Raw genomic sequence first — 12288 nt, 5'->3', positions numbered from 1 at the left:
AAGCAGGTGTTCGGGAGAAATTATGCTTGCGTGCGGAAAATGTTTGAAAATAAACAAAAGGGAGGAAAAAATATGGCAAAGGTTGTAAAAAAAAGTACTGCTGTGATACTGATGCTTTTAATCGTTGGCATGAGTTTGACGGAAAGCAGACCGGAAGATACTACGACAGGATGGTATAGTATGTTTTCGCGTATGGATGGATATACCAATGATCCGGATATTTCAGAGGCGAAATATTTGGCTAATCCGGATAGTCAGCCGGATTATTTCCAGATGTATCTGGCGGGGCCGGGATTAACAGCGTGGGATTACTCCACAGGAAGCGGTATTAATGTGGCGGTGTTTGATGAAGGTTTTGATATCAGCGATCCGGAATTGGCAGGAAAAATAAAAGGCTGTTATAATGCGATGACAGATCAGGAAGGAGCCGACAAGATAAAACCGGATGATGCAAACCGTGTTGCACATGGAACATCTTGTTCTAAAATACTGGGAGCCATTGGGAACAATCAGTATCAATCGGCAGGTGTTGCCTACGGTGTAAATCTGTATCTAATAAGAGTGGGCGGGAATGACGCAACCTGGCAGTCTTCCTTGCAGAGAGGAATCGACTACGCTGTTCGCAATAATTGCCGAGTGATCAGTGCCAGTCTCAGTGATTCTGTTTATAATGCAGATGTGGAGAATGCTATCAGCGAAGCTTATTCCAGAAGCTGGAACAGTGTACTGTTTGTAGCTTCCGCCGGAAATACCAATATAGAAGAATATCGTTATCCAGCTTCATATACAGATTCTTTTGGCGTTTCTGCGGTAAATTATCAAAACGGACAATTTGTGAGCGCAGATTCCACCCGAAACGATCGTATAGATATCGCAGCTCCTAATGGAACTACCAGCGCCGCCACTGCATATGCCGCCGGTGTGGCAGCTTTAGTTTTTGCGGCAGATCCAAATTTGACGGCGGCAGAATGCGCACAGATTCTCCGTGAGACCGCTTCAGATGCCGGAATGCCAGGTTATGACAAGATTTACGGTCACGGTATCATCAATCCGCTGGCGGCAGTCCAGCGTGCGAAATTAAAACAGACATCCATCAGCAGGAGTATTTCCGGAATAGCGTCTTCTTACACGAAAAAGCTTTCTGCCGGTACATTTCAGCTGAACCCGAAAACAGAGGGATCAGGAGTCTTCTCTTACAGTTCCAGCAAGCCTTCCGTAGCGTCGGTGGATGCAAACGGAAAGGTAACGCTCAAAAAAGAGGGGACAACCAGCATTACCGTATCGGTTGGTCTGTCGGGTATTTATCAGCCGGCCTCGGTGACAACGAAGCTGACGGTGACTGGAAACTCTTCTGATAAGAAGTCAGATAAAAAACAGTCTGAGAAAACCGGTTCAAAAGCTTTGAAAAAAGTAAAGGGCGTAAAATTGGCAGCCGGCAGACGTTCTATTACCGTCCGCTGGAACAGGAATGACAGAGCCGATGGATATCAGGTGTGGATTGCCAGAAATAAAAAATTTACAAAAGGTAAGAAAACTGTTCTCATAAAGAAAAATAAAAAGGTGAAAAAGACAATTAGGAAGTTAAAGAATAAAAAATACTATGTAAAGATTCGTACATTTAAAAAGAGCAGTACAGGAAAAATTTTTGGCAAATTCAGCAAAGTGAAGAAAGTAAAAATCCGATAAAAAAGATGCTTCGGCTGTTTTCTGCCGCGGTGCCGGGTTTATCTGCGGGCGCTGCGGCAGTGCTGTATAATTCTGCAAACAATAGTTGACAATCCGGCAAATTATGTTATATCATTAACTCATTACGCGGCTTTTTTGAAAGAAAAAGGACATATTTTTGCAAAATTATCAACATAAAGGGGTGGAAAAGATGAAGATTTCAGGAAATGACCTTTTTGTAACAGCAATGAAAAAAGAAGGTGTGGATACTATTTTTGCGTATCCAGGCGGTATGGTCGTCAATCTTTTAGATGCACTCCATGATTGTCATAGTATTGATTTGGTGCTTCCAAGACATGAGCAGGGGCTGATTCATGCGGCAGACGGTTATGCGAGAGCGACAGGAAAGGTCGGCGTCTGTCTCGTCACCAGCGGCCCGGGAGCAACGAACCTGGTAACAGGAATAGCCACAGCCAATTATGATAGTATTCCTCTGGTCTGTTTCACCGGACAGGTGGCGGAAGACCTTATCGGCAATGATGCCTTTCAGGAAGTAGACATCGTGGGAATTACCCGGAATGTGGCAAAGTTTGTTATAATGGTAAGAGATAGAGAGATGCTGGCTCAGCGCATCAAGGAAGCTTTCTATATAGCTCGCTCCGGCAAACCTGGTCCGGTGCTTGTGGATCTGCCCACAGATGTGATGGCGGAGCTTGGCTCTACATCCTATCCGACAGAAGTCAATATCCGCGGTTACAAACCGAATAAGGGAGTTCATGTTGGTCAGCTCAAAAAGGCCATCGCACTGATGGAAGAAGCCAGAAAACCGATGTTTTTAATTGGCGGAGGTGTTAATCTGGCCCATGCGCAGGAAGAGATGACAGAATTATGCGAGAAATTAAATGTTCCAGTGATTACTACAGTGATGGGACGGGGAGCAATTCCGACGGATCATCCTTTATATATAGGCAATATCGGTATGCATGGCTCCTATGCGGCAAATAAAACAGCGGATGAATGTGATCTGATGTTTTCCATTGGATGCCGGTTTAATGACAGAGTGACGGGAAATGTAGCGAAGTTCGCCCCTCATGCCAAGATTGTCCATATTGATATCGAGGCGGCGGCAATTTCCAGAAATGTAACGGTAGATATTCCAATCGTGGCGGATGCCAAGATGGCGATTCGGAAGATTCTTGATCACACGGAGCCGATGGAGCATACAGAATGGATAGAGGAAGTCAAGGGATGGGATAAAGAGCATCCTCTGGGTATTCAGGTGAAGGCGGGCGTGAATCCGCAGTGTATCATGGAGACGTTGAATAAAGTATATGCAGACAGGGATACCATTTATACATCGGATGTGGGACAGCATCAGATGTGGGCCTGCCAGTATCTGAAACTGGATGCCATGCACCGTCTGGTGCAGAGCGGCGGACTGGGAACCATGGGCTTTGGTCTCCCGTCAGCAGTGGGTGCGCAGATTGGATGTCCGGGTAAAGCAGTGGTGTCCATCAGCGGCGACGGCGGTTTTCAGATGAATATTCAGGAGATGGCGACTGCCATGAACCAGGAGCTGCCGCTGGTCAATATTGTGCTGAACAACAATTATCTTGGCATGGTGCGGCAGATGCAGGATTTATTTCATAACAAGCGTTACACTATCACCTGTCTGAGATATCATAAGTCCTGCAGAGGCAAATGCGGCAAACCTGGCTGGACTTGTCCGGATTATTCCCCGAACTTTGTAAAGATTGCTGAAGCCTATGGTTCCAGAGGTTATCTGGTAACGGAGGATTCCCAGCTGGAAAAGACAATCAAAGAGGCAAGGGATTATGCCGAAGAGCATAACAGGCCGGTTATTATAGAGTGTGCAGTTTCACCGGAAGAGCTTGTGCTTCCGATGATCCGGGGCGGCGCCAGTTTTGATGAAATCATATATTAGGAGGGCGGTATCATGAGAGAAGTAAATCATACCAAAAGAAAAAGATGGGTCTCCCTGTACGTGGAGAACCGCATTGGTGTTCTGGCGCGGATTTCTGGCATGATGTCCGGCAAATCTTATAATATTGACAGTATCACAGTAGGGGTGACAGAAGATCCGACTATTTCCAGAATGACCATCGGTCTGAGTTCCGATGACGCCACCTTTGAACAGATAAAGAAGCAGTTGAATCGCTGTGTGGAAGTAATAAAACTTAATGATATCACTGACGCGCCGACGCACATGAAAGAGATACTATTTATCAAAATTCATGAATGTTCTGAGTTTGAGAAAGGGGAAATCTTCCGCATTGCGCAGGTATTCGGAGCAAAAGCTATTGATTACGGTATCAACAGCGTTCTGCTGGAATGTGTGGCGACAGAAGGAAGAAACAATGATTTGATTGATCTGCTGAACCGCAAGTTTGATCAGGTAGAGATTGTCCGGGGCGGTATTGTCGCCATCGAGTCTATCAGCATGACGGACAGATAACAGCATAACAAATGTACAGCGACCCGCTTTTGTCTGGGGATTTTTCAGGCAGAAGCGGGATTTTTTTATCAAAAATTATATCTATAAAATGTTTTTAATTTTAAAGATTGACTTTTTGGCTCGCAGATGATACCATAAAAATGGAAACTGTTCCAGATATTTCCAGAAAAGAAAGGAGAAGTTATGAAGAATCATCTGAGAAAGCTGCTGCTGGTTTTGCTGACAGGATGTCTGATCTTTCAGCAGATTTCTATGCCTCTGTATGCAGGGACAACGGGGGTAGCGGCAGTCTTTATTGATTCGAAGGATAAAGTGGGAACAGCGGAAGATACAAAGGATACATTTATAAAGAAGAGTAACTGGGCAGCAGCCAGAGATCAGAATGTTCGGACAGCCGGCAGGAATCGGTATATCGAGGCTTCCGGTGGGAATAATTCGGGACGAAAGAAGCAAGATACAAAAGCAGCCAGAGGAACGATCACGGAGACTGCAGGAACAGAACAGTCCGTACAAGATAAGAAGGATGCGGAAACAGATAAAGATAACGATGGAGTTTCTTCTGACGAGGAAGACGCCGGCAGTACCGGAGAGGAAGCCGGGAAAACTGCCAGTGATGAAACGGAGACCGGAGAAGATGATCAGGGAGCAGGTTATACCGGGGATGAGACAGAGCCCGGAAAAAATGATCAGGAGGCCATAGATGAGACAGAGCCCGGAAACAATGAACAGGGAGGCGAAGACGGTACAGAAGGCGAGACAGAGAATGCAGGGGGAGACGACGATGACGGCCGGAAGCAGAATGACCTGAATTCGGAAGAAGGCATCAAGGAGGACAAGACAGAGCAAAAAGGGAAAACAGAAGACGATGCGCAGAAGAATGAGAATAACAGTTCTGTTTCCATCCCGGCACATCCCGGAGAAGAACAGGAGAATACTGAGCAGACGACAGAAAACGCCGCTAGGCAGCAGGAGGATATTTTTGACCGGCTGCTCAATAAGAATCTTCTGCGCGCTGATGTCCGGGCAAAAAATGATTTTAATATGCCGAAAGCAACTTATGAGACATTTATTCTGCAGGGAAGAAATGGAAAAGGGCAGAAGATAGGAAACAGCGGCAAGGTGACGATGATGCCTTCCAGAAGGGCGATTCAGAATGATATAACGCAGAAACATAATGACTATGTTTCTTTTACCCCTCACTGGGGAATCGATACCACAGCATCTCTGTCCACGCAGTCCGGTTCCCGGAATGTCAGCTATTATGTCAATGATCCAAAGAAGGCGCAGCACGTGGGCGGAATCGGACTGGCGAGCATGTCTCCGAATATTATCGGAGGACGGGTTTTTAAACTGGACGCTTCCATGAAGAATAAATTGAGCTGCACTTATTATAATGTGGGGCGATACTATGACCGGGCTTCCGGCAGATCATACGCCATTGACATGAAGGCGGTGGTGACCGATTTTACAAAGAAACCAAAAGGTACGGAAGATGTGAAAGGTGCCATTGCCGATGGAGCTTTGGGCGATGACGGAGGTCCGCTGTTCTGCTTTGTGGGCGGCCAGTCGGTGGGGTCCATCGGAGTGCTCACCTGTTTCTGTGATGCAGTAACTGTCCGGTATTCTTTTTATATTCATGGCACGCAGACGCCGATTCAGCTGAAAGGGTTTACCAGATTTCGGGATGTTGACGCTCAGCAGGGTATTGAGTTTTCCGGAGAAGCCAATTATTTTTATGCTGTTGATGCAGCTAATGAATATCTCGGATACAGTAAAGGTGTGTATAATCAGGGGAGCAAAGCATACATTTATGCGTTGAGTTCTGCGGCGGTTTCCGGCAATGCGGGAAGCTCCTTTTATACGCTGTTTTCGGGTTCGCAGCTCACTCTGCGCTACACTTTTGCAAAGTGCAGCAGGAAAGATGACGGCGGCCCGCAGAATGGAAGTAATCTGACAAAGTATAAAGTGCCTTTTGATAATTCTGATGTGAAAGACTATTCCACCAGTTCATCAAGCGGTTATATCCGGTTTGATGCGAGACAGCCGTATCTGGCTCAGCCTGAAATTCAGAAGTCTGTTTTCAATGGAAACGATATACAGGCTGAGATCCGCACGCCGCACAATGGGGTTTCCAATGAATTATCCAGACTGGAAGATGTTTTTACTTATAAAGTGCGGACGGTATGTCCATATGAAGATGCCTCTGAGCATCACTATTCATCCTGGGTTGTGTCAGACCGGGTAAGCCCGTACCTCAACGTTGAGCAGGCAGTCGTCTATGACGGTACAGGGAACCGTGCATCTGATTTTAAGATACAAAAGCAGGTGCAGGGAGACGGTTCCACGATGGTAACAGCAACAGCATCCAACCCGGCAGCGCAGTCTTTCTATGAGAAAAACTGGTATGACTTATATATCACGGTCAGAGTGAAGACGCAGGAACAACTGGAGAGCCTGCATCTGGACTTCGCGAGTCAGTATGTCAGAAGCGGTTCCGGGACAGGCAGATATGTTCTCTCAAATAATGCGACACTGTCTACCGGTACGACATATACGTCCAATCATGTTGAGACTGTGATTCCGCAACAACTGAAGGTCAGAAAGGTCAATGAGGAAAGACGTCCGGTAAAGGGGGTTACCTTTGGGATTTTTGCCAGCCCGGACGCAGATATCCATAAAGATAAACCTTTGATGACGGCGGTAACAGGAGAGGACGGCGTGGCGCATTTCAGAGCAGCTTCCTTTTTCAATCTGGCAGGAAAAGCAGGGCCATATTATGTGCGTGAGATATCCCGGGGAGTTTTTGATAATGTATATCTTCTGGATGAGACGTGGCATTATGCTTTCTCCAGTGATAAAGGTAACGCGGTTGTCTACGGAGAAGAGAAGGATAAAAGCGTTTCTACTCTGGAGGATGTGGCAAAAATTCTCCGTAAGTATTCTGTCCAGGTGAGAAAAAAGAACCGGGAGACCAGTGGTTTTCTGAAAGGCGCGGTTTTTGGTCTGTATCAATGGTCTGAGGCGGGAAACAGTTATATGAAAGCATGTACTCTGGAAGAAGCCACAGATGAAGACGGAAGGATCTATTATCGCAATCCGGAAGATATTGTTGCTACGGAGGATAATCTGGGACGTTTTATGATAAAGGAAGAAAAGGCTCCCTATGGCTGTTATAATGCCGGTGTAAGCTGGACTTTTTCTACCACAGATGCTTATGCAGACGATGAGAAAAATATTGAGTTTGTTTATACGGCAGAAAATGGAAGGAAAAAAACGCAGAAAGAAGAATTGATCTATACAAATGAACTTCAGAAAGGAATTCTCAAGATTATTAAGACTGACGATGAAGGAGCATTGGTCAAAGGAGCGCTGTTTGAGATAAAAGCAGCGGAAGATATTTATGCGCCGTGGCAGTATAAAGAAGATGGGACGGCTGCGCCGGATCAGGAACCATTGGTTCCGAAAGGCATGGTCTGCGGTCGCCTGACTACAGATGAAAATGGCAGAGCAGTGTCCAGGCCGCTTTATATTGGTAAGTATCAGGTGACAGAGATAGGCGGCGCACCGGAGCATGTACAGTCGGAGGAAGTCTATGAGGTGACATTCACATATCCGGAAAAAGATGATACTGCAATGGTGGAAGAAACTGTGCAGGCGGGAAATGTCATCATGCGCCCGGCCTTCGCAGTGGCAAAACTGGCGGAGCGGACCCGGAATCCGGAAGGAGAAGAAGTAGAGTTTGATGTGAACACAGGACGATATACACAGGAGAAGGTACCGGGAACCTATAACGCCGAAGAGACTATCAGGTATCGGATTGTCGTGACCAATACGGGAAATACAGATCTGTACCATGTGAGGGTTTACGACAGTATGGAAGAAGCCAACGAAGCCGGTCAGAAACTGGCAGATTATGTGGACACGGAGCGGGCGTCTTTTGTCCTTCCGGCGGCTGGAAGCTATGAGACGCAGAAAGGAAATAGCATCACAGCTTCGTTATCAGAGGATAATGGCCGGATGGTGCTTCTCAGCAGGCTGCCGGTGGGTGACAGTGTGGAACTGTATTTCGAGGCTCCCGTACTGAATAACGCAGCCAATATATATCACCTCATAAATAAGGTGACCGTTACGGCAAGCTACGATAATAACGAAGAGCGGCCGGGACAGCATCTGATTCCTGTCAATACAGAGCAGCTGGTAGATGAAGATGGCAATCCTCTGACAGAAGACGAAGATCAGATACATATTCCGGGAACGCCGGATACTTCTGTGGTAAAAATCGCGGACCGGACTACCGGAGCCATCGTCACCGACGGAGAACTCAACGGAACAAAGGTGCCGGGCCTGTATTATGAAAACGACAGGGTACGTTTTGATATCCATATTAAAAATACCGGAACAGCCAACCTGAAAAACATTCTCGTCACTGATGTGATGTCGGAAGAACTGAAGCAGATTGTCGATGAGAGTACAGCAGCCTTCCGCCTGGAGAATGATGCTAAGGAGGAAGAGGTTGAGATTGAGGACGACAATACAGCGGAAGAGGGAACAACAGAGGATGGCGCTGAAGAAGATGAGACGACAACGGACAACGCAGCGGAAGGCGGAGCGGCAGACCAAAAGGAATCAGAAAAAAATAATTCCACGTTCACTCTTTTGACAGGCAGAGGGGAGAAAGTATCTGCCCGGCAGATTGATGCCTCCAGAGTGATTCTCTGTGAAGATGTGGATACTGTAACCGGTGAGGGCAGTCTGCGTCCGGGAGATACCATCGTACTGCATTTTTACGCCAGAGTAAAAAAAGACGCTGCCAACTTTTATGATCTGTTAAATACAGCCATTGTGAACGCTTCTTATTTTACCGGTGAGGAGGACGCGCCTGTACCGGAAAAGACAGACACAGATATCATCGAGATACCTGGAGTCCCGGAGGCAAAGGTGGCGAAGCTTGCTGACAGAACTACGGGAGCGGTCTTAGTACAGGGAAGATATCAGAATGAAAAAATAACCGGCAGCTATGATAACGGCAATGAGATTGTCTATACGATTACTGTTACCAATTCTGGTACTGCGGATTTATATGACCTGAAAGTCAGAGATGTGATGGAAGAGAGGCTTTTGTCGGCTCTTGATAAAGACAGCATTCGTTTTCAGGATGGCAGATATACCACATCGAAAGGGGATCTGATCGATACTGAATCTAAGGGGGCGGATGTCCTGCTGATGAATCGTCTGCGGGCCGGCGACAGCGTGAATCTGCTGTTTCGGGCAGTGGTCAGCAGACAGGCCGGTGATCTGTTTAAGCTGGAAAATAAGGTATATGTGACAGGCCATTACCGAAAAGGAAATGAACAATACCAGCAGGAATATGAAAAAGAAGCCGAGGTATCCGGTCATTCCTATGTATTGGAGTATCACGCTAATAATGGAACCACAGAGAAAACGCCCGACAGCGAGACGCCGGCGCATCGGGGAGACACTGTGCGCATTAATGGCAATCCATTTACAAAAGAAGGATATGAATTTTTAGGATGGAATACCAAGGCAGACGGAACGGGGCAGGATTATGCTCCGGGAGCGGAATATACCATGCCGGCCCAGGATGTTCATCTGTATGCACGATGGGGAGGAAAAGGCAGTGTATTGAAGAAAAATTATACGTATGCCTTGACATATCACTCAAATAATACCCTGTCACAGTCTTATCCGGACAGCGAGACCAGATGTGCCGCGGGAACAGCCGTGCTGCTTGATGAATGTTCATTTCTTTATGAAGGATATCATTTTATTGGCTGGAGCCTGACTCCAGATGAAAAAGAAGATCTGCTGCAGCCGGGCGACACCTGCCGAATGCCGAAGAAAGACATACATTTATATGCACAGTGGGAAAGGGATGAAAAAGCGGTTCTGACATATCATTCCAATGTTTCAGATCAGGAACAGACGAGAGCTGATTTTGAGACACCTTGTGCAAAAGGTATGAAAGTTGTTATCAAACAGTGTGAATTTGAGAGAGAGGATTACATTTTTGTCGGCTGGAGCAAAGAAAAAACGGCGACAAAAGCCGAAATCAATCCGGGAGACAGTCTGATTCTTGAAAATGATCTGGATTTATATGCCGTGTGGGAAAAAGAAAAAGACGGGCAGGAACAATTCCGGTATCAGCTGACCTATCATGGAAATAATGAAACCAGAGATTCCTTTGTCGATTTTAAAACTCCGTGCATAGCAGGAACATCTGTGATACTTTCACAGAATCTGTTTACTTATGACGGACATGTGTTCACTGGCTGGAATACCAAAGCAGACGGAACAGGAAAGACATGGAATGTCAATGATTCCTTTACAATGCCGGACCGAAATGTACATTTGTATGCCCAGTGGAAGGAAGTTGCAAAACATACGCTCACCTACCTTTCCAACTACCCGGATAAGAAAGATTCGGTTCCTGATGAGCAAAGAATGGACAGTGAGACGCCGTGTCCGGAACAGACTTCTGTCCGCATTGACGGCTGCAGCTTTCAGTGTGACGGATACCGGTTCCTCGGCTGGAGCATGACACCGGACGGAAGCTCGGAACTTATCATCCCGGAGGTGCAGTATACGATTACAGCAGATACGGTTTTGTATGCAATATGGACGGATCAGTGCGAAGAATATGCATTGCTTTATTCCTCCAATACGAAGGCAGCTATCTGGGAAGCGGCACCGTCCTCGCCGTCTCCGGCGGGAACCCCTCAGACAATCATTGCAAATCCATTTTCCAATGAGGGAGCAGTTTTTGCGGGCTGGAGTCTTGATGAAGATGCCGCAGCCGATTCGGAAGATCTCCTGTTGCCGGGACAGCGCTTTGAGCAGCCGGCAGGGGATACCGTTCTGTATGCTGTATGGAAAGAAGAGCAGAGTCACAGAGTATATTATGACGGCAATGGAGGAGCGGCCACAGTTTCCAATCCAGAAAGTGATGGAAGGATTATTGATGATGAGACGCCGTGCACTGCCGGTTCAGTCATCCGGATAAATCCGTCTTCATTCCGAAGGGATGGATATCGGTTCCTTGGCTGGACGACAGAAAAGCTGGAGCCGCTAAAGGCCACGGATTCCACCGCATCCGCAGGAGAAGGCGAAGAAAAACAGACATGGGAGCAGGCCATGGAACAGACAGATATCATCTATCCGGGCTGTGCCTATACAGTTCCGGAAAATGATACGATATTCTATGCGCTTTGGGAAGAAATGCCAAAAAGCAGTTTCGACGGAGATAGTCCGGCATACAGCGGCGATGAACCGGCGGAGAGCCCGTATACACCGATACCGGTGACAGAGCTGATGAAAGATCAGGACCATGTCAATATTCCGGGTGAACCGGAACTTCGGGTGGCGAAGAAGGCAGACAAAACAAAGGGAATCACATTGAAAAAAGGACGTTATCAGGGGACAAGAAAACCAGGAACCTACTACGAGGGCGACCGTGTGATATATAAAATCACTGTGTCCAATTACGGAACAGCAACAGCAAGTGAGGTCACGATCAAAGAAATCCCGTCATCTTCCTGGAAAAAATCTCTGGAGCCGGAAGGATTCACCCTGTCAGTGGGAGAATCCCTGGAAACCGCTAAAGGTAATCTGATAAAAGTTCAGAAGAAAACGGCGAACACCCTGACACTGGACAGCCTGCAGCCAAACGACAGTATCACAGTGACCTTTGAAGCCACCGTAACAGCTCAGCAGGCGTCTGAAAGTACCATAAAGAACACAGTAAAAGTCACCGGCAAAAAACATGACGGAACCCCGGTTGCTGAAACAGAATACACAAAAGACAGCGATGCAATTAAAATCTCAGCCAAAGAACAGCCGTCTCCGACAGACACAGACAACATACCAAAGACAGGCGACGATAACCCAATTTATCCGTTAATTCTTATTGGGCTTTTTAGTCTTACTGCGGCCGGAGCTGTTCTTGTAAGATGGCGCAGACAAAAATAGAAGAAGGCACAGACAGCAAAGATATGTCACAGAAAAAATAAACGTAAACGGTAAATACTCCGTACCTCGAAAATCATAGTCATATGTGAGACAATAGACTCGATTCTTATCAATCCGTGATAATAGTTCAGTACTCAACTTTTAGTACTGTTATAGAAATG

4 protein-coding genes are annotated in these 12288 nt (G+C 46.7%); all 4 read left to right on the top strand.

All coding sequences use genetic code 11. The annotated features are described in order from the left end of the window. Positions 1-72 precede the first annotated feature (72 nt). The 4 genes from B5F87_RS12250 (at position 73) to B5F87_RS12235 (ending at position 12127) form a co-directional block, all read left to right on the top strand. A complete protein-coding gene (locus tag B5F87_RS12250; protein WP_242964462.1) occupies positions 73-1686 on the top strand; it encodes a S8 family serine peptidase in 1614 nt (537 codons plus the stop codon). Positions 1687-1876: 190 nt separating this feature from the next. After that, positions 1877-3610, top strand: a complete 1734-nt coding sequence (gene ilvB / locus B5F87_RS12245; RefSeq protein WP_087281447.1) for a biosynthetic-type acetolactate synthase large subunit — start codon at positions 1877-1879, stop codon at positions 3608-3610. A 12-nt stretch (positions 3611-3622) separates the two neighbouring features. Continuing rightward, complete coding sequence (ilvN, locus tag B5F87_RS12240) at positions 3623-4141, top strand: acetolactate synthase small subunit (protein WP_087281445.1); 519 nt, start codon at positions 3623-3625, stop codon at positions 4139-4141. A gap of 183 nt (positions 4142-4324) precedes the next feature. Then, positions 4325-12127, top strand: a complete 7803-nt coding sequence (locus B5F87_RS12235) for an InlB B-repeat-containing protein (RefSeq protein ID WP_087281443.1) — start codon at positions 4325-4327, stop codon at positions 12125-12127. Positions 12128-12288: the final 161 nt, after the last annotated feature.

Origin of the sequence: Eubacterium sp. An3, from assembly GCF_002159465.1 — a bacterium.
GTDB classification, from domain to species: Bacteria; Bacillota; Clostridia; order Lachnospirales; family Lachnospiraceae; genus Anaerobutyricum; species Anaerobutyricum stercoris.
The sequence above is the reverse complement of the archived record's forward strand: the minus strand, read 5'-3'. Positions and strand labels throughout refer to the sequence as shown.

Excerpts from the sequence above, each read along its gene's own strand:
- B5F87_RS12250 (WP_242964462.1), top strand. The coding sequence starts at position 73 with ATGGCAAAGGTTGTAAAAAAAAGTACTGCTGTGATACTGATGCTTTTA.
- ilvB (WP_087281447.1), top strand. The coding sequence starts at position 1,877 with ATGAAGATTTCAGGAAATGACCTTTTTGTAACAGCAATGAAAAAAGAA.
- ilvN (WP_087281445.1), top strand. The coding sequence starts at position 3,623 with ATGAGAGAAGTAAATCATACCAAAAGAAAAAGATGGGTCTCCCTGTAC.
- B5F87_RS12235 (WP_087281443.1), top strand. The coding sequence starts at position 4,325 with ATGAAGAATCATCTGAGAAAGCTGCTGCTGGTTTTGCTGACAGGATGT.